Source organism: Mesorhizobium sp. M1406, assembly GCF_040317555.1.
Classification (GTDB): Bacteria; Pseudomonadota; Alphaproteobacteria; order Rhizobiales; family Rhizobiaceae; genus Mesorhizobium.
In genome coordinates, this window is sequence record NZ_JAMYKW010000009.1 from 96,368 (window position 1) to 115,389 (window position 19,022).

Sequence of the window (19,022 nt, forward strand, 5' to 3'; positions counted from 1 at the left end):
CGGTCGCGCAAGCCAACCACAACTGCAACAAGGGAGAGAGACTATGCCTGCAACCTCGAGTTCAGTCGGATCAGGAGCCGCCGGCGCGGCAATCTTCGCCGACTCCGACAGCCGGAAGTACCGGTATTTCGACCCGAAAGGCCAGCGCGCCACCCACTACGAGGACATGACGGTCGACGTCCAGCCCGACCCGGAACGCTATCTGATCCAGGACTGGATCATCTCTTTCGCCGACGGCAAGGGCGCCTATGTCAAGCAGAACACCGCCGCGCAGAGCTCCAACTGGCATGCCTTCCGCGCTCCCGACCAGGAGTGGGAGCGCACGCACTACCAGCGCCAGTCGAAGATCGAGACGATGGTGCAGAGCGTCATCAACAATGCGCGCAAGTCGGGCACCCCAAAGACCTTCGACAAGGCTTGGGTCAAGATCCTGCAGACGCAGCTCGGCGCCTGGAAACACGCCGAATTCGGGCTCGGTACGTCGTTGATGCAGGCGCAGCGTTACGGCTACACCCAGATGATCAACAACGCGACGCTGACCAACTCGTCCTACAAGCTCAGGCTCGCCCAGGACATCACCCTCTACCTCGCCGAGATCGGGATGGATCTTCCCGACTGGGACGATGAGCTAGGCAAGAAAGCCTGGCTCGAGGACAGGAACTGGCAAGGCACCCGCGAAGCGGTCGAAACCATCATGGGCGCGACCGATTATCTCGAGCAGTATTTCGCCATCAACATCATCTTCGAGCCGCTGGTGGGCGAAGTGTTCCGCTCCGGCTTCCTGATGCAGATCGCCGCCGCCAACCACGACTTCATCACGCCGGCGGTGATTTCGGCAGCCGAGGCCGACTATGAGCGCAACCTCGCCAACACGATCGACCTCATGCATCTCCTCGCCAATGACGAGAAGCATGGCGCCGCCAACAAGAAGCTCTTCCAGGGCTGGGTCAAGAAACACGGCGCGCTCGCCGACAAGGCAGCCGCCGGCCTGCAGCCGATCTGGTCGATGCCGCATTCCAAGCCGGTCGCGTTCACTGACGTCCGTGCCAAATCCGAAGAGCGGATTGGCCAGATCCTCGGCGAACTCGGCCTCAAGCGCTGAAACAGGAGAAATCGTCATGTCACTATCTGCACGCGACGCAACGCATTCCAACATCTTCAAGGCGATGAAGGACATCACCTTCGAACAGACGATTTCGCATCAGTGCGGCGTCACCATGAACGACTCTGTCGAGGCGAGGGCCATCGCCGAATTCATGGGCCAGAAGCCGAACGTAACCGTCACCTACCAACCGGCGATGATCCGCATCGACGGCACCGGCAAGCTGATCTTCAAGATGGACGAGATCAGCGAATATCTCGGCCGCGAGATGACGGCGGAAACCTTCGAGGTCAACAGCTCCACCCACTACGGCCGCATGGTTCGCGTCGACGACAACACCGTGATCCTGTTCGGCAACATGGATGAGATGTTCGAATACATCGAATAGCCGCCACGAAAAATCCGGCGTGCCGCTGGGTGCGGCGCGCCGAACCGATCAACGCGATTGCTGCGGAGGCAACCATGTACAGAACACCGGAAGGCAAGGACATTTTCGTGGTCGACGGCCACACCCATTTCTGGGACGGCAGCCCGGAAAACCAGAAGAACATCCACGGCAAGCAGTTCATCGAGTGCTTCTATGCCTATCACACTGGCTTGAGCCCGAAGGACCAGCTGTGGGAGAAGAGCAAATTCGAGAAATACAGCGCCGACGATCTCTATCGCGACCTGTTCATCGACGGTCCCGACGATGTGGCGATCGTCCAGTCGACCTATCTTAAGGATTTCTACAAGAACGGCTTCAACACCATCGAGCGCAACGCCGAGGTGGCCAAGCTCTATCCCGAGCGCTTCATCGTCAACGGCGCCTTCGATCCGCGCGACGGCGAGAAGGCGCTGGAATACATCCACTTCCTCAAGGAGACCTACGACGTCAAGGGCGTGAAGATGTACACGGCCGAATGGAACGGCGCCTCCAAGGGCTGGAAGCTCACCGATCCCGATGCCTACAAGTGCTTCGAACTCTGCGACAAGCTCGGCATCAGGAACATCCACGTCCACAAAGGCCCGACCATCCTGCCGCTCTCGAAGGACGCGTTCGACGTCCATGACGTCGATCACGCGGCGACGGATTTTCAGGGCCTCAACTGGATCATCGAGCATTGCGGCCTGCCGCGTCTCGACGATTTCTGCTGGATCGCGACACAGGAAACCAACGTCTACGGCGGACTGGCGGTGGCACTGCCCTTCATCCATTCCCGCCCGCGCTATTTCGGCGAGGTCATCGCCGAACTGCTGTTCTGGCTCGGGCCGGAGAAGATCCTGTTCGGCTCCGACTATGCGATCTGGACGCCGCGCTGGCTGGTCGAGAAATTCTGGGCCTATCAGATCCCAGAGGACATCGCCGCTGAACGGGGTGTGCAGCTGACCGACGAGATCAAGGAGAAGATCCTCGGCCTCAACGCCGCGCGTCTCTACAACATCGACATCGAAGCCAAGAAGAAGGCGCTTGCCAGCTCGCCCTTCAGCATCGCGGCGGAGTAGGAGCCATGGCAACCGCCAGTGTATCCAGCGGCCGCGAGAAGGAACTGTGGCGGCGCCTTGGTGAGGTCAACGACCCGGAACTCGACGAACCCGTCACCGAGATGGGCTTCGTCGAGCGGGCGCAGGTGACAGGCGATGGCAGCGTGGAAGTCGACTTCCGCCTGCCGACCTACTGGTGCTCGCCCAACTTCGCGTTCCTGATGCTGGACGGCGTCCGCAAGGCGCTCGACCAGCTCTCCTGGAAGCCAGCCTATCGCGTCAAGCTGCACGATCACATGTTCGCGGAAGAGGTCAATCGCGGCATGGCGGAAGGCAAGAGCTTCGGCGACATTTTTGCCGTGCTTGCCGAGGATCAGGATCTCGGCGGCTTGCGCGAAACCTTCGCGATGAAGGCCTTCAAGCGGCGCCAGGAGGCGGTCCTGCGCGGCCTCAAGGCGCACGGCCTTACCGATCGGGAAATCCTCGGCACGGACCTGCCGGGTTACGACGTCGCGCGGTTCGAACCGGGCGAGGCGGCCAAACAGAAGCCGAGATACAGGGCGGCTCTGCTCGAGCGTTTTCCCAACCGCCGGGCCGACGATCCTGTGTTCGTGACATGGGAAGGGCAGAAAATCCCGCCGGCCGCACTCAGTGCCCATCTCGCCGAACTGCGCGGTGTGCGCATCAACATGGAGTTCAACGGCGCGCTGTGCCGTGGGCTCAAGCAGACCAGATACAAGGAACTGGATGTGGTCGATGGCGAACCGACGCTCGTCGATTTCATTCTGGATCGTGTGCCGACCGGGACGACACCGGCCGCCTGAAGCGCTGACAGCAACGGCCTCCCTCGCACGAGGCCCCCAACCAACAACCCGCCCGTAAGGCGGAAGGAGGAATCATGCCCAAAATAATGCTCCACAATTCCGAGGCTCGCCGGGCTCTCGCCCGTGGCGTTTTCAGGCTTGCAGCCGCCGTCGAGCCGACGCTCGGCCCCAAAGGCATGAACGCCATGATCGACCGGCCGATCGGCACGCCCATGGTGACCCGCGACGGCGTCAGCATCGCCTCCGAGATCGAGCTGCACGACCGTTTCGAAAATATGGGCGCGCAAGTCGTGCGCGAAGTGTCGATGCAGACCAACGAGATCGCCGGCGACGGCACCACGACGGCCATCGTGCTCGCCAACGCGCTCATCCAGGGTGGCGTCGAGGCGAATGAGCGTGGCGTGAAATCCGTCGATCTGTGCAAGGGCATCGACCTCGCCGTGGCGGCGGTGGTGGCGGCACTCAAGGCCTCGGCCAAGCCGGCCAAGGGCAACGGCATTCTTGCGTCGGTCGCCAACATCGCCGCGACCAACAGCAAGCTCGGTGCGCTGGTGGCGGAAGCCCATCAGCGGGTAGGCGCCGAAGGCGTCATCACCACCGACTTCAGCGTCACCACCGAGACAACGCTTGACGTCGTCGAGGGCATGTCCTTCGAACGTGGCTATCTCTCCCATCACATGGTGACCGATCAGGAGAAGATGGAGGCCGTGCTCGAGCGGCCCTACATCCTGATGACCGACCTCAAGATCAAGGAGCCCGGGCAACTCGATGCGGTTCGCCGCATTGCCGACGAGGCCGGCCGCCCGCTGCTGATCGTGTCCGAGGAAATGTCGCCGGAAGTGGTGGTGACGCTGCTCGGCAAGCAGGGGCCAGGACGATATCTCGTCGTCCATCCGCCGGAATATGGCCACTGGCGAAAGGCGATGATGGAGGATCTGGCCATCATCACCGGCGGCAAGGTGATCGCGCGCGATCTCGGCGGCCGGCTGGAGGATATCACCGCCGAGGATCTCGGCACGGCCGACCGGGTGAAGACCAGTTCGTCCTACACCTCCATCATTCGCGGCGGCGGCGACCATGCGACAATCGCCTCGCGTCGCGCCCAGGTGCAGCGGCAGTATGAAGCCTCGCCGCCCAACATCGACCAGGACAAGCTGCGCGAACGCCTGGCCAAGCTCTCCGGCGGCACCGCGATCCTCTATGCCGGTGGCGTCACGCCGGTCGAGCAGAAGCGGACCATCCAGCTGATCGAGGATTCCTTGAACGCGGTGCGCGCCGCGTCCGAAGAGGGCGTGGTCGCCGGCGGCGGCTCGGCGCTCGCCCAGATCGCGCCACTGCTCGACAAGCTGGCGGCCGGCGTCGATGGCGATGTCGCCGAAGGCGTGCGCCTCGTACGCTCGGTGCTGTCGCGGCCGCTGTGGCGCATCGCCGCCAATGCCGGCGCCGATCCTGAAGCGGTGGTGACCGAGGTCACCCGCATCAATGGCGGCTACGGTTACAACGCGTCGACCGGCGCATACCAGAACATGTTCGAGGCAGGGATCATCGATCCGGTCCGCGTCACCTATACCGCGCTCGCCAACGCGGCTTCGGTGGCGACGCTGATCCTGACCACCGAAACGCTGATTGGCGATCTTGCCGAGGATGAGGATCCGACGGCCGGCCCGGCACGTGGCGGCGGCTCCGAAAGGCTCGGCCGCGCCTGAGGCGACAATTCCGACGGAACGATTTCGACGTTGAAAGGACACAGCCATGAAAGCTGCCAGACTTTACGAGTACGACCCGAAGATGAACGTCCTACTCAAGATCGAGGAGGTCAAGGCGCCGACGATCACCGCTCCCGACGAGGTGATCGTGCGGGTCGGGGCCGCCGGCCTTTGCCGCACGGACCTGCACATCATCGAGGGCGTGTGGAAGCCGACCATGGATCCCGAAGGCACGCTGTTGCCCTACATCATGGGCCATGAAAATGCCGGCTGGGTCGAGGAGGTCGGCAGCGGCGTCCGCTCGGTCAAGCGCGGCGACGCCGTGATCTGCCATCCCTTCCGCTCATGCGGCATCTGCCTCAACTGCCGCCATGGCGAGGACATGTATTGCGACAACGGCCAGTTCCCCGGCCTCGGCATGAATGGCGGCTTCGCCGAATACTTCATCACCAGCGAGCGATCGCTGATCAAGCTCAATGCCAACATCACGCCGATCGAAGTGGCGCCGCTGGCGGACGCCGGCATCACCGCCTACCGCGCCGCCAAGCGGGCCGCCAAACTGCTCCGCCCAGGCAGCTATTGCGTGCTGCTCGGCATAGGCGGGCTTGGCCACATCGCGCTGCAATCGCTGCACGCGATTTCGGGCTGTCGCATCATCGCCGTCGATCGCGAGCCGGCGGCGCGGGTACTGGCAAAGGACCTTGGCGCCGATTTCATCCTCGATGGTGGGCCGAATGTCGTCGAGGAAGTCGCCCAGATCACCGGTGGCGGCGCCCATGTGGTGATCGACTTCGTCGGTGAACTCGGTGTCGAGAACATCTGCTGGAAGATGGTGCGCAAGGGTGGGCAATTGTTCGTCGTCGGCTATGGCGGCAACATAAACGTGCCGACCGCGCATCTTGTCATCGAGGAGATCAACATTGGCGGCAGCCTGGTCGGCAATTTCACCGAGCTTGTCGAACTGATGGAGCTCAACGCCGACGGCAAGGTGAAGATGCACTACACCGAATACAATCTCGCCAGCATCAACACCGCGCTCGACGATTTCAAGAACCGCCGGTTCACCGGCCGTGGCGTCATCGTGCCCTGAAACATTTGGACCGGACTTCGCGCGGACGGGTGCCACGTCCGGTTCGATCCGACTGCTTGCCGGACCCGGCAAGCCTTTTCTTGAACCCTGTGGCTGATGCCATGGCGTTTTCCGTGTCGGGACGTCAGCGAAGCGCGATCCCGATCGAGATTCTTTGCTTCGAGCTTTGGAAAAACGGGAGGACAATATGGATCTTATCACAGGGTTGGCCGTCGTCATCGGCATTATGGGCGGCATTGCAACGTGGGCAGCGATCACCATCGGCAACCCCTATTTGCTGATCTGGGCGGTATTTGTCGGCTGGGGAAGTTTCTATCACTGTGGCGGCAAGGAAGCCGGTTTCAAGAATTCGGCGGTTGCAAACCTCTGGGGAGCGATCTGCGCCGCCGGCGCACTGATAGCACTGACGTCTATTGGTGTTACCGCGATCATGGCCGGCATTTGTGTCGGCATTTCAATCATTGTCCTGATCCTAGCCGCCAAGCTGCCATTGCTGAGCGCCATTCCGTCAGCGGTCTATGGCTATGCAACGACTGCCGCGCTTTTTCTGCTTGCTGCCGCCGCCTATGGCGAAGGTGCCGGCGGCATCATCAAGGTTGCTGCCGCCGTGGTGATCTCGCTGATCATCGGCAACATCCTCGGCTACGTCTCGGAGAAAGTGACCGGTGCCGTCGTAAAGGCCTGATCATTTCCGCGACCGCTGCCTGAAGGCAATCTCGGTCGACGAATTCTCCCAACCCGCGGCGCGAATGCCGCGGGTTTTTTATTGCGGAGGTGAAAGGAGCTACGCCTAAAGGAAGCCGCGCCGGATCCCGTATTGACCGAGCTTGCGATAGAGCGTCGGCCGCGAAATGCCGAGCCTGAGCGCAACCTTGCTGAGATTGCCGCTCTCCGCCGCAAGCGCATTCTTGATCGCCTGGCGTTCCGCGTCCTCGAATGTACATACGGGTGCTTCGAGCATGGCTGCGGGATGGTCGCCGTGCATGGCCATGGTGTTGCGATTGCCCGCACTGATTTCGCCGGGAAGATCCTGCAGGTCGATCGTGCTGCCGCGCGCCAGTATATGAAGGCGTTCCACCAGGTTCTTCAACTCGCGCACATTGCCCGGCCAGCGGTAGGCAAGCAGCGCATCGAGCGCGTCGTTTGAAAACTCCAATGGTTCATTGCCTGCCAGCTTCGCGATCTGACGGTTGAAATGCTCGATCAGCAGCAGCACGTCGTCGCCGCGCTCGCGCAGCGCCGGGACATGGATCGAGACCGCACCGATGCGGTAATAGAGATCGCTGCGGAAGCGCCCGGCCGCGACTTCCTGCTTGAGGTCGCGATTGGTCGAGGCGACCAGTCGCACGTCCACCGGCCGGCCTCTGGAGTCGCCGATGCGGTGGACCACGCGCTCTTCGAGGACACGCAACAGGAAGGGCTGGATTTCGAGCGGCAACTCGCCGATTTCATCAAGGCTGAGCACGCCGCCATTGGCGAGTTCGAAGATGCCCGGCTTGCCGTCACGCGAAGCGCCGGTGAAGGCGCCGGCGACGTGGCCGAACAATTCGCTGCCGAACAGTTCCTTGGTGATTGCACCGCAGTTCATGGCGATGAAAGGGTCGTTTTCGGTGCGCCGGCTGCCGGCATGGACAAGTCGTGCAAACAACTCTTTTCCGACACCCGTCTCGCCTTCGATCAGCAACGAGGTGACACCCTTCGACCCGGCCACACGGGAGGCGACATCGACGGCGGCCAGCAATTTTTCGCTTTCGCCGACGATCATGGCGGCGGCGGTTCGCAGGTGCTTGCTCTCCTCCCGGCGGATCACCGTCATGCCCGAGACGGCCGGCACCGAGGGAAACACCAGAGCCGCGCCACGAAGATCGCCATCAAGCTTCAGCGGCGTGACATGGCAGGATCGCAGATGCGCCGGCAGTGCGTTGGCGAGATCGGTGTCCGAGCCGGAGGCCGGCAGGTTCATCAGCCAACGACCACGCCCCGGTTCCATCGGGCCGTCCATCATCTCCGTCGTATCGCCATTGGGCACGTTGTTGCAGAAGATCGCGCGGCCACGATGATCGACGATCACCAACCCGTCTTTCCGGCGGTAGCTGGGTGCCGAGGAAATGAAGGCCTCAAGCAGGCGCGTGCGCTGCTCCTGCTGTTGTTCGGCGAGTGCCTTTTCAATCTGCCTGGCGGTGGCGGCGACGAGCGCCGTGTTGTGTGGCCGGAAGATCGGCGAATAGCCTGACAGGTCGACGACACCGATGATCTTGCCGTCCAGGGGATCGCGGATCGGCGCACCGGCGCAGGTCCAGGATTTGATGCCGACGCAGAAATGTTCGGCGGCGTGGACGAAAATCGGTTCGCCGGTCCAAAGCGCCGTGCCGATGCCGTTGGTTCCGACGGCGTCCTCGTTCCATTTGCCGCCGATGCCCAGATGAATGTCCATGCCGTCATGCAAGGTCTTCTTGTCGCCGATCGCGTCGATCAGCACGCCATCGCTGTCGGCGAGCACCAGCATCGCTCCCGTCCCTTCCAGCAACTGGCCAAGGGACGCAAATGATCGCCGCGCCGCCGAAAGCAGCTCGGCGTTGGCACGGGTCAGATATTCGATCTCGTCACGATCGCTGCTCAGCGGCGCTTCGATGCCTTGCGCGTTGATGCCGCCGGTGGCGCTGCGATACCAGGAATCGTGGATCAGCGAGCGGACATGGACCGGATCGCGGGCGCACTTCGGCTCGTCAGCCAGAAAACTTTCCCAAGCGCGCATGGTGGCGCGCTCGTCATAGTCGATGTTGTCCAGAACCAACTGTCCGGTGGCCATCGACGCACGCGCCGGAAGAGCATCGGTCTTCATCTGATCGGGGCCGTTCGCGTGTCTCATTCAGTCATCACTGTACCTTTGAGGTATGCCATTTCTGTATGCTGTCGCGGATTGGGCGTGCTCAGCGACGCCCGAGTGCCGGTGGTCAGTCGATGCCGAGTTTCGCGCCGATGTCGGCGGCAAGCTGTTCTTCGCTATAGGTCGCAGTCAGGTAGGCCCCGTCCAGTTCGGCAAGCGCCTCGGCGACGGTTTCGTCGACTGGTGAGAAAAAGCCGTTCTGCTTCGTTGCCAGGACGAAAATCTGGCTACCATCCCGGTTGCGGACATCGCCGATATGATGAAGCTGGCGGCCGGTGTTCTGATCCTTGGAGATCACACGACCGTTCATGGTGACATGGATGGACGGTTTGGCTTCAGCCACAGGCGAGGCACCACCGCCAACATGGATGATCAGGCCTTCGGCCTTTGGTTGCTGGCGTGGCTTCTTGGAAGCCGAATAGCCGCCGCCGCTGATCTGGTCGGCAAGGCGAACGATGGTCGAGCGGTTCTGCTCGATCAGTCTTTTGACTTGTACGTCCTCGCGCCGCGGGCCATCCCGCTTGGAGATAATCTCGACCATGAATCCTCCCAGATTCGCAGTGCCGTGGATACGGCTCATTCTTCTTGTGACGCGAACCCTACACCGCCTCCGTCAGATCCGCCAATGCTAATAGATAGCGCCAAAATTCGGGTCGCTGGTAGCAGGCGGCTGCTACACGGGATTTCCGGTATTCGGACGTTTTGAGTAGTGCCCGCGTGTCAGGCTGCCTTGTTCGTCAATTCCGAGGGTTCGCTGTCGAGTGGTTGCCTGTCGCGCAGGTAGAGCGCGCACGTGATGCGCAGCATGGAGGCAAAGTTCGGGATATGGCCGTTGGTTTCCAGTGCTTCATCGTAAAGTGTCGAGAGGAATTTCGGCGCCGTCATCCCCTGTCCGTGGGCGATCTCGTCCAACAACGTCCAAAAAGTGGCCTCAAGCTGGATGCTCGTTGAATGGCCACCTATTCGAATTGAGCGATTGACCAGTCGATACCCTTCCGGATCCTGCCCGGCTGCCCGGATTCGTGGAGATGGCCGTTGCGTGGACGCCTGCGATGCGGACTGCCCCGAGGAGACCTACTTTCAGCATATCAATTTCCTTACTGTTTCAAATCGTGAACGCATTACGGAATGCCTCTAGCGCATCTTCCGGGTTGCCTTTCGCAAAGGCTTCCATCCCCACAGGCCCCGCATACCCAATGGCGTCCAACGCTCTTGCAATCATCGGCCAGTTCATTTCACCCGTTCCCGGTTCGCATCGCCCTGGGTTGTCGGCGACCTGGATTTCTCCGATCCATGGAAGACACGCTTCTGCATGGCGGATCACATCCCCTTCGCCGATCTGGGTATGATAGAGGTCGAGATTGATCCGGAGCTGCGGTCTATCGACGGCAGCGACCAGCGAAAGTACATCTGCCGTTGAATTGAACGGGCAGCCGGGATGTTCGCGAAGGTTCAGGTTTTCAAGGGTGAACGTGACGCCCTCTTCTTCTGCCATGTCGCAGATGCGGTGCAGGGTATCGCGTGCTTTCAGCCACATGCCCGGTGCGACATGTGCCATTTGCTGAATGGGCAGCCCCTGATCTCCAAGACCAGTACCATGAAGGTTCAGGCGATGAACACCAAGGCGCCTGCCAACCTGTGCGGTTTCCCGCGCAGATTTGAGGAGAAGGTCGGCCCCCTCTGAGTCAGCCAATCGCCCCTCAAGATAGCCGTTCATTATTGTAAATGTCGCGCCGGTTTTCTCCAGTTCGTCGAGGTCCCAGGCGGGATAATTCCACAGGCCGACGCCAAACCCCATCTCATGCAAGCGGGACGCTCGCCAATGTATCGGTTTGTCCTGCCAGAGCATTTCCGCACAGGCTGCCAGTTGAAAGCTCATGTCAGATATCCTGCAATTTGAAATCGGCTGGGGCGACAGGCATGACGCCCTTCAGAAGGGTCACGGATTTCTCGAGCCCTTCGAGCGCGTTAAGGAGGACGTCCTCATGTTCGATGGAGAGCCAGCCGTCATAACCTGCCATCTTGAGGCGGTAGCAGAACTGCCGCCACCATTCCTCGCTGTGGCCGAAGCCGAGCGTGATGTAGGACCAGCTTCGCGCCGGGATGTCGGTGAGACTGCCGTTTTCCAAGAGGCTGGTCGTCGCCTGCTTCGGGGCATTGAGGAAAGTGTCCTTGGCATGGACGTGATAGACGGCGTCGCCCAGCGTTTCGGCCGCGATCAGCGGATCGGCCCCCATCCAGAAGAGATGCGAGGGATCGAGGTTGGCCCCAACGACCGGGCCGACTTCGTTGCGGAGCCTGAACAGAGACGGCACATTGTAGACGCACTGGTTGCCATGCAGTTCGAGCGCGATTTTCTCGATCCCGCATTCCTTCGCGAGCGCCACGATTTCGGCCCAGAACGAGAAGAGCTTTTCTTCCCACTGGTATTTGAGGATCGCCTGGGTTTCCGGCGGCCAGGAGGAGACCACCCAATTCGGCATGGTGTCGGTGGGATTGCCGGCAGGCAGGCCCGACATGGTGCAGACCGTCCTGATGCCCATCTCGCCCGCGACACGGATGGTGTTTTTCAGGTCTTCGCCCTGAGCGGGATCGGTGGGATGCAAGGGATTCCCGTTGGCATTGAGACTGATGACTTCGAGCCCACGGTCAGAGAAGGACTTCCGGAACTCCTTCTGCGCGGCCGTGTTGCCGAGCATGTATTTCAGGTCGAAATGCGGAGCGGTCGACCAGCCGCAGGTGTTGACCTCGACCCCCGAGACACCCATGCGGGCAGCATTGTCGAGAAGGTCATTGAGCGGCATGCCCCCAAGGCTGTCGGATACGAAACCCAGTTTCATGCGTAGAACTCCGGCTTGGAAATCATGGTGACGGGTTGCTTCTGTCCGGAAGCGAGTGCCGTTACGCCTGCCTCGGCGGCAACTGCTGCGGCATAGCCATCCCAGCAGCTTGATGCGATTTCGGGAAACACGTCTGTGTCGACGAAGCGTAGGAAGGCGCGGTTCTGGCGGCGATAGGCATCGAAATAGCGGGTCCGCCAATCGGCATCGTAGCCGGTGTGGACGCCAAGCGAGCGTTCGAGATGGGTATAAGCGACATGGCTCATGGAAATGCTCGCGTGCTCGCCCACGAGTTCGGCACGAACGTCGTAGCCGTACGCAGCGTTGTTGTTGATCTCGATGTTGACGAGCTGGCCATCGACGGTTTCGAGGACCATGAAGACGGGCGCGACGCGTCGATCAGAGCGCTTCGGCTGGAAGGCAGAGATCCAGGCATATTCGGTGCCAAGTACATGGCGCACGACGTCGAACTCATGCGGGGCGGAATTGGTGATTGCCATGGCACCGGTGAAGTCGGAGGCTGGCGTTTCCACATTGCGGTGGAAGTTGTGCATCATCAGGACTCGGCCAAGCGTGCCATTTTCAATTGCCTCTTTCATCTCGACATAGGACTGGTCGTAGCGCCGCATGAAGCCGAGCTGGACGAACTTTTGACCAACTTCCTGTTCGGCCTGCATGATCGAGAGGCATTCGGCCGAGGACTGCGATAGGGGCTTTTCGCAGAGCACCTTCTTGCCCGCGTTGATGCAGGCGAGTGACAGCGGCGCATGAGTGAAGTCCGGGCTCGCGACGATCACCGCATCCACATCGGCACGGGCAATCACGGCTTCCGGATTACTTGCAACGTCTGCCGCACCATGGGCATCGGCCACCTTGCGAGCGCGGACTTTATCCATGTCGCAGACCACCTGAAGGGTCGCGCCCGGCATTTCCTCCACGACGATCTTGGCGTGGTCAGCGCCCATCAGCCCTGCACCAATGACTGCTACACGCACCATTGGACAAACTCCTTCCATTCGGCTGGCACAAGAGCTCAACCGCTTCCATTCAACAAATTCCACTACTTGGCGGCAATGCCAATATTCAGTCAGTGAGCGGGCGGTGGCGGAAGACCGTCATGGGTCTCCATATACCCTTCAAGTGAGGCTTCGAGACTGGCCATGGATTCACCACCGGCCATCAGATCAGCGATCTGCTCGCGTGTCTTTTCCCCCTTGCGGAAGTCAGCCGCAATTGCACCCCGAATGAGCACTGCGAAGTGATCGCCCACTGCCATGGCATGCATCACCTGATGGGTGATGAAAATGACCGCGAGGCCACGACGCTTGGCTTCATTGATGATACGCAGTACGTGAGCAGCCTGCTTGACGCCGAGGGCTGCCGTCGGCTCGTCAAGGATGAGAACACGGGCTCCGAAATAGACAGCACGGGCAATCGCGAGCGACTGGCGTTCCCCTCCGGAAAGGCCACCGACCAAGCGATCCCCGTCGGTGATGCGTGTGATCCCCATTTTCTGAACCTCTGCAACTGCCACTCGGGTGGCGGTTTTGCGGTCGAAATATTTGAACGGTCCCCAACCCTTTGTCGGCTCCGAACCCATGAAAAAGTTACGTCCTATGGACATCAAAGGATATGTCCCACCGAATTGGTGAACTGTAGCTATCCCGCGTTCCTGAGCCTCACGGGGACTGGAGAAAAGTGCGGGCTGACCATCCATCAGAATTTCGCCACGCGTCGGCTGATAGACACCAGACAGCGTTTTGATGAGCGTCGACTTACCCGCGCCGTTGTCGCCAAGCAGGCAGAGCACTTCACCTTCACCGACCTTGAGGCTGATATCGTTCAGAACATCAATATGGCCAAACGATTTGTCGACGTTTCGAAATTCGAGAACGGGTTTCTTATCGGACATTGTCGCTCTCCTTATTTCTTTTTGGACGTCGACCAGCTGGTGGCCAAATGACGAAACGTGTCGTTGAGCAGGACAGCGATCAAAAGCATGACACCGATAATTAGGAAGGACAGGTTTCTGTCGATCTCTGTGAAACCAATAGCTTGGGTAACAATCGAAAGGGTGAGCACCCCGAAGACAATGCCCATTACAGTACCAAAACCACCCGTGAGGAGAACGCCACCTACGACCACGGCGATAATGGTGTTGAAGATTAGGCCAAAATTGGCCTGAGACGTTGCGGAGCTGAATGTCATCACCTGAAGGACACCAGCAAAGGCCGCCGATATGGAACACAGCATGAAGAGTGCAATCTTCATCCTGGTTACAGGAATACCTGCGTTTCTCGCGCTCTCCTGGTCTCCACCAAGAGCGAACACCCAGCTTCCCTTCGGAGAGTAATGCAGAAAGAAGACGAATGCTGCGATAAGCCCACCCCACCAGAAGACGGAAGAATTGAAGCCATACACCTTCCCGCCGAAGAGCGATTTTGCCCAATCTGGCGCGTGATAGAAGGAATTGGTGTTGTTGATGAAGAAGATCGACAGGTAGAGCGTGATGCCTGCCACTGCAAAGAGCGTCGCCAATGTCACGATGAACGACGGCACGCGCGTGTGAGTTACGATGTATCCATTGATGAAGCCGATCAGTGCACCGATGGCAAGCGCTGCAGCTACACCGACAAGCACAGGCATCTGATAATGCTCGCAGACAATCGCAACTGTCATCGTGGACGCGGGAAGTACAGCACCGGTTGAAATATCGAGTTCACCGGCAATCATGAGGAACCCGACCGGAATCGCAATCATTCCTATGAGTGACGCGAAGTTCACCCACGTAGTTACACCAGCTACGGACAAAAAGTTGCGGCTATATCCGAACATCGCAAAAAGGATGAATACAGCCACGAAACCCATGAAAGCACCAGCGGCGGGGGTGCGAAAAAAGGCCTTAATGGATGAAATGGCCGATTCACTCTCGATGGCGGGTGTTTCAACGGTGCTGGTTCTTAGGTTTGTGGTGGTCATGGAAGCAAAATCCTCAGTTAGCGCAGACGAAGCTACATAGAGGGAGCATGGATGAGACCCGGCCAGGTTAGCGGCCAGGTCTCAGCCTCGGGCCAGCCTCAACGTGCCCCGAGTTTGACGCCGTCGATTGCCGAAGCAACATTGGTCTTGTCGACAATCGCCGGACCAGTCAGAACCGGCTTCGTTGCAACCGCAGTGCCGAACTTCAGGTTTGCAAACAGCATGGAGGTTGCGAGGAACCCCTGCAGATAAGGCTGCTGGTCGATTGCGAAGGTCTGGGTGCCCTTCGAAATGCGATCCAGAACCGAGGCGGACATATCGAAGGTGCCAAGCTGAATCTTGCCGATCTTGCTCTGCTGATCGATGGAGCTAGCGGCAGCATCTGCAGCCCATGCAGCGAGCGTGATGACGGCGTCAATGGACGGATCGGCGATCAGCTCGGATTTGATTGCTTCAGAGGTACCATTCATGTCCTGGTCAAGGTTAGCAGGAACACGGAGGATGAAGGTGTCTGCGCCAGCCTTCTTCGCACCGTCTTGAACGCCCTTGCAGCGGGTCTCGAGATTTACGGCACCTGGGTTCTGGATGTGGCAGAGAATTTTCTTTGCACCATGAGAAGCCAGATACTTGCCACCCTCAACACCTGCCAGATATTCGTCCGACCCGAAATAGTTTAGCGAGCCGTAATTATCCATCTCACTCTGGCCAGCGTTGAAGGAGATGATCACCACGCCCTTGTCCCGCGCAGCCTTGAGGGCAGGGGTTTCGGATTCTGGCAGCCAGTTCGGGATAGCAATACCTTTAGCACCCTGGGCTACAGCCTGTTCGATTAGCGAAGCGAGGTCCGGGCCGAAGTTGTCATAGTTTTGGGTCTGCATGAAATTGACGGTGCCGCCATTAGCCTTGACCATCAGCGAAGCATCATCGACGCCCTTCTTGACCATGTTCCAGAAGCCATCTTGGGCCGAACCCACGATGACGGCGATATCCGTGTCACCCGCATGAGCGCTGGATGCCAGCATGAATGCCATGGCTGCGGTGGCAATTTTCTTGGTGAACGACATGTCGAATTCCTCCTCAGGTTAAAGCCGCATGGCTGCGGCTCGACATACTTTTTGCCTTTTTTGGCCGTGCGGCCGATCCCGGCAGGCACGCGCAGGTCCGCGATCTCAACACAACGACGTTGAGCCTCCTCGTCCAAATTGTGCGCCGGGCCTCCCCCAAAGCGCTGACGGCTCCTAGATCGCTGAGCACCGTCAACGCGCAATGAATGCTACGTTGACATCTTTCAGGTCAATCTGGATTACTATCGCTTCAGAAATTCGTCTCAAATCATTTCGAAAATTTGTATGAATGATATTTTTTGAGATGCCGAAACCAGAGTAATGGAATTTTTGACATGAAGAGACCAACCATTCCAGACTTGGCAAAAGCCGCAGGTGTATCCGTGTCAACGGTCAATCGTGTACTGTCCGAGCCTGAATCGGTCCGGAGCAATACGCGCACACGCGTTTTGGCAGCCGCTGAGGAAATCGGCTTCTACGGACTTGGCACCATCAAGCAGGCGGCGAAGGCACAAGAGGTGATCCACCGTGTCGGGGTTTTGCTGCAGCGACGGGAGAGACGCTTCTATCGCCTACTCGGCGATTCAATTGCGCAAGCTGCGGAAGCTTATCCTGCCTGCAATATCGATCTAACGGTCGAGTACATGGAAGACCTCACGCCGGAGAAAGTCGCGGCACATATTCAGTCGCTCGGCGGGCGGTGCGAAGCACTTGCGATTGTAGCGCCGCAGCATCCTGCCGTTGCTGACGCGATTGACGCAGTTCTTGAAAGCGGCGTGCCGGTCGTTTCACTTATCGGCCCCCTCACGGCCAAGGGAGGCATCAGCTTTGTGGGGCTCGATAATTGGAAAGTAGGACGCACCGCTGCCTGGGCGTTTGACCGCATGGTGAGACAGCCGGGGAAAATAGGCATTCTTGTGGGCAGCCACCGATTGCGGAACCAGGAAATGAACGAAAGCGGGTTTCGTTCTTACTTCCGTGAACATAATTCGGGATTCACGCTGCTCGAACCGCTGCCAACTTACGAGTCAGCCGTGGTTGCCCGTGAACATGTCGAAAAGCTGCTGACGGACCATCCGGATATGTGCGGACTATTCATCTCAGGGGGTGGTGTTACAGGTGCGATAGCCGCACTCAGGGCTACTCCAAAACGGGAAGACTTCGTTACCGTAGGCTATGAACTCTTTGAAGATACGCGGGCTGCTTTGATAGACGGTACGATTTCGCTGATCCTGTCACACCCCATAGAGCGTTTTGCATCAGAGACTATTGCAACTCTGGTGAAAGCGAAGAACGCAGGTCCCGATAACGGGGTATTTAGGATCACGTTTCCGTTCGATATGTACAGCCCGGAGAGCGTTTGATGACGACTTGGCTCATAAGCTGGCCACAGAATGCGTTCAGCGTATCGATGCCGGCGCCGCCATTCAGCACGTTGTTGCCGCCATCGCCTTCGAGCGTATCGTTCTGTGCAGAGCCCAGAGGGCCCTCGATGCTGGAGAAGGTGTCGCCTTCGGCATCGCCGCCTTGAGCCACACCGGTCATCAGGCTGACATTCACACCGGCCGCCGACGCCGCATAGCTGGGCGTGTCGGTGCCTGCGTCACCGATGAGTGTGTCGGCGCCGCCCAGGCCTGCCAAGGTGTTGTTGCCGGTGTTGCCGGTGATCACGTTGGCAAGCGAGTTGCCATCCACCGCATCTGGACGGCCTTCGGCCTTCAGCCGCACCGCGCAGAGAGCTTCAAACTATCATCGGATGCGCTGTTTGTGGAGAAGGGTGCGTGACATTGTCGGCCTCTATCTGGTCCCGCCCGAGCGAGCGCTGGTCCTGTGCGTCGACGAGAAGAGCCAAATCCAAGCGCTGGATCGCACGCAGCCGGTGCTGCCGATGCGCCCCGGCCAGATCGAGCGGCGCAGCCACGATTATACGCGGCACGGCACCCTTTCCCTGTTTGCTGCCCTCGATGCCGCCACCGGCACCATCATCGGCCGCTGCTTTAAGCGCCACCGCGCGCAGGAGTTTCTGAAATTCCTGCGCGAGATCGGGGCCAATGTCCCGGCTGACCTCGATATCCACATCGTCATGGACAACTACGCCACCCACAAGACCAGCACCGTGCGCGCTTTCTTCCTCAAGCGTTCCCGCTGGCATATTCACTTCACACCGACAGCCGCCTCATGGCTCAACCAGGTCGAACGCTTCTTCGCTAACCTGACCGAAAAGCAGATCAGGCGCGGCGTCCACAGGTCGACACAGGAGCTGGAGGCGGCAATCAGAACTTACATCGAAGCTGTCAATGCCGATCCAAAGCCCTTCAGATGGACCAAGTCGGCCGACGATATCCTCAACACCATCAAGCGCTTCTGTCTGGCTACGCTTCAAGTCGCACAACACCAAACCGAAATGGCTCAAACTTAGGAATCAGGACACTAGCAGCGATCCCGAAGCCGCCCGGCATGTGCGCGAAGGTGCTTCGGAAGGTCTTCTGTTCGTTTCGCCAAACTCCCCTTGAACTGAAAAGAGGTGTTTCCAATCTTTTTCCTATGTGCGGTTGCCGGATGTCGAATCGAACAGAAGCGGGAGGAGCGCATGGAGGCGATTTTCTTTGAAAATCCCGTTTCCGTCCCGGTCTGCTGAGGCAGGATCAGTTCCGCACGGTTTGAAGGGAGGTCACCAATGGAAAATGCGACGTTCAAACAGCCGGTTTTCGTAAGAGACGACGGCCATGGTATCCAAAAGATCGACTGTGCCATGGATGCGATAGAGTTTCTGGAAGAATGGCCGGTTGAAAGGCGCGGGCTTCTCCACGCAGCGGCGTCTGATGCATGCTACTCTGCGTACGATGGCAGAAAGTCTGTCGAGGCGGCACATAAGGCCTTTGCCACTTGGGCACATAGGGTGGGTGTCATTGAGGCCGTACCCGCAGCGCCGCCATGGATGACAGGGCCGAAGATCCAAGGAGACTATCTTTTAGAAAGTGATGGCTAAATTCCTTTAAGAGGGGGACGCTGGATTCACCGCGGCGGCAATTTACCGCCGCGGAACGGTGCGTCATCGCGGCAACG

19 protein-coding genes and 1 pseudogene are annotated in these 19,022 nt (G+C 59.4%); 10 read left to right on the forward strand and 10 right to left on the reverse strand.

Annotation, left to right across the window (positions count from 1 at the left end; all coding sequences use genetic code 11):
* Positions 1-43 precede the first annotated feature (43 nt).
* The 7 genes from NKH03_RS11095 to NKH03_RS11125 all read left to right on the forward strand — a co-directional run bounded on the left by NKH03_RS11095 (position 44) and on the right by NKH03_RS11125 (position 6,871).
* Entirely contained in the window at positions 44-1,102 is a 1,059-nt protein-coding gene (locus NKH03_RS11095; RefSeq protein WP_352880260.1) for an aromatic/alkene monooxygenase hydroxylase subunit beta, read from the forward strand.
* Positions 1,103-1,118: 16 nt separating this feature from the next.
* Entirely contained in the window at positions 1,119-1,490 is a 372-nt protein-coding gene (locus NKH03_RS11100; protein ID WP_352863530.1) for an MmoB/DmpM family protein, read from the forward strand.
* A 74-nt stretch (positions 1,491-1,564) separates the two neighbouring features.
* Entirely contained in the window at positions 1,565-2,587 is a 1,023-nt protein-coding gene (locus NKH03_RS11105) for an amidohydrolase family protein (protein WP_352968394.1), read from the forward strand.
* Positions 2,588-2,592: 5 nt separating this feature from the next.
* Complete coding sequence (locus NKH03_RS11110; protein ID WP_352863526.1) at positions 2,593-3,390, forward strand: iron-sulfur cluster assembly protein; 798 nt, start codon at positions 2,593-2,595, stop codon at positions 3,388-3,390.
* 74 nt (positions 3,391-3,464) lie between these two features.
* A complete protein-coding gene (locus NKH03_RS11115; protein WP_352968395.1) occupies positions 3,465-5,096 on the forward strand; it encodes a molecular chaperone GroEL in 1,632 nt (543 codons plus the stop codon).
* A 46-nt stretch (positions 5,097-5,142) separates the two neighbouring features.
* A complete protein-coding gene (locus NKH03_RS11120; protein WP_352458624.1) occupies positions 5,143-6,186 on the forward strand; it encodes an NAD(P)-dependent alcohol dehydrogenase in 1,044 nt (347 codons plus the stop codon).
* Between the two features lie 187 nt (positions 6,187-6,373).
* Positions 6,374-6,871 carry a DUF1097 domain-containing protein gene (locus tag NKH03_RS11125; RefSeq protein WP_352863522.1) on the forward strand — a complete coding sequence of 166 codons (498 nt, stop codon included), beginning with the start codon at positions 6,374-6,376 and terminating at the stop codon, positions 6,869-6,871.
* A gap of 105 nt (positions 6,872-6,976) precedes the next feature.
* Here the strand turns inward: NKH03_RS11125 and NKH03_RS11130 are convergent, their stop codons facing one another.
* The 9 genes from NKH03_RS11130 to NKH03_RS11170 form a co-directional block, all read right to left on the reverse strand.
* The gene (locus NKH03_RS11130) at positions 6,977-9,055 is read right to left on the reverse strand and encodes a sigma-54-dependent Fis family transcriptional regulator (protein ID WP_352968396.1); all 2,079 of its coding nucleotides are present in this window, start codon (positions 9,053-9,055) and stop codon (positions 6,977-6,979) included.
* 85 nt (positions 9,056-9,140) lie between these two features.
* Positions 9,141-9,614: a hypothetical protein gene (locus NKH03_RS11135; protein WP_352968397.1), complete on the reverse strand. Its 474-nt coding sequence runs from the start codon at positions 9,612-9,614 to the stop codon at positions 9,141-9,143.
* Between the two features lie 179 nt (positions 9,615-9,793).
* Positions 9,794-10,093: a ribbon-helix-helix domain-containing protein gene (locus NKH03_RS11140; protein WP_352968440.1), complete on the reverse strand. Its 300-nt coding sequence runs from the start codon at positions 10,091-10,093 to the stop codon at positions 9,794-9,796.
* An 85-nt stretch (positions 10,094-10,178) separates the two neighbouring features.
* On the reverse strand, positions 10,179-10,952 hold the full coding sequence (locus NKH03_RS11145; RefSeq protein ID WP_352968398.1) for a TIM barrel protein: 774 nt from the start codon (positions 10,950-10,952) through the stop codon (positions 10,179-10,181).
* Between the two features lies 1 nt (position 10,953).
* Positions 10,954-11,913, reverse strand: a complete 960-nt coding sequence (locus NKH03_RS11150) for a sugar phosphate isomerase/epimerase family protein (RefSeq protein ID WP_352968399.1) — start codon at positions 11,911-11,913, stop codon at positions 10,954-10,956.
* Positions 11,910-12,911, reverse strand: a complete 1,002-nt coding sequence (locus NKH03_RS11155; RefSeq protein ID WP_352880300.1) for a Gfo/Idh/MocA family protein — start codon at positions 12,909-12,911, stop codon at positions 11,910-11,912. The genes NKH03_RS11150 and NKH03_RS11155 overlap by 4 nt, the downstream gene beginning before the upstream one ends.
* An 89-nt stretch (positions 12,912-13,000) precedes the next feature.
* Complete coding sequence (locus NKH03_RS11160) at positions 13,001-13,825, reverse strand: ATP-binding cassette domain-containing protein (protein ID WP_352863512.1); 825 nt, start codon at positions 13,823-13,825, stop codon at positions 13,001-13,003.
* 11 nt (positions 13,826-13,836) lie between these two features.
* Complete coding sequence (locus NKH03_RS11165; protein ID WP_352863510.1) at positions 13,837-14,892, reverse strand: ABC transporter permease; 1,056 nt, start codon at positions 14,890-14,892, stop codon at positions 13,837-13,839.
* 98 nt (positions 14,893-14,990) lie between these two features.
* A complete protein-coding gene (locus NKH03_RS11170) occupies positions 14,991-15,956 on the reverse strand; it encodes a substrate-binding domain-containing protein (RefSeq protein ID WP_352863508.1) in 966 nt (321 codons plus the stop codon).
* A 335-nt stretch (positions 15,957-16,291) separates the two neighbouring features.
* On the opposite strand from NKH03_RS11170, the gene NKH03_RS11175 reads away from it, so the two are divergent.
* Positions 16,292-17,320: a LacI family DNA-binding transcriptional regulator gene (locus NKH03_RS11175; protein ID WP_352968400.1), complete on the forward strand. Its 1,029-nt coding sequence runs from the start codon at positions 16,292-16,294 to the stop codon at positions 17,318-17,320.
* On the opposite strand, the gene NKH03_RS11180 is transcribed toward NKH03_RS11175, so the two are convergent.
* Entirely contained in the window at positions 17,280-17,684 is a 405-nt protein-coding gene (locus NKH03_RS11180; RefSeq protein ID WP_352880279.1) for a calcium-binding protein, read from the reverse strand. The two genes, NKH03_RS11175 and NKH03_RS11180, sit on opposite strands and share 41 nt — an antisense overlap.
* Between NKH03_RS11180 and NKH03_RS11185 the strand changes: the two are divergent.
* Together NKH03_RS11185 and NKH03_RS11190 are read left to right on the forward strand one after the other, a co-directional pair.
* Positions 17,646-18,375: pseudogene (locus tag NKH03_RS11185) on the forward strand (IS630 family transposase); the annotation flags it as partial. The gene NKH03_RS11180 and the pseudogene NKH03_RS11185 overlap by 39 nt on opposite strands.
* 258 nt (positions 18,376-18,633) lie before the next feature.
* Positions 18,634-18,945 carry a DUF982 domain-containing protein gene (locus NKH03_RS11190; protein WP_352968401.1) on the forward strand — a complete coding sequence of 104 codons (312 nt, stop codon included), beginning with the start codon at positions 18,634-18,636 and terminating at the stop codon, positions 18,943-18,945.
* Positions 18,946-19,022: the final 77 nt, after the last annotated feature.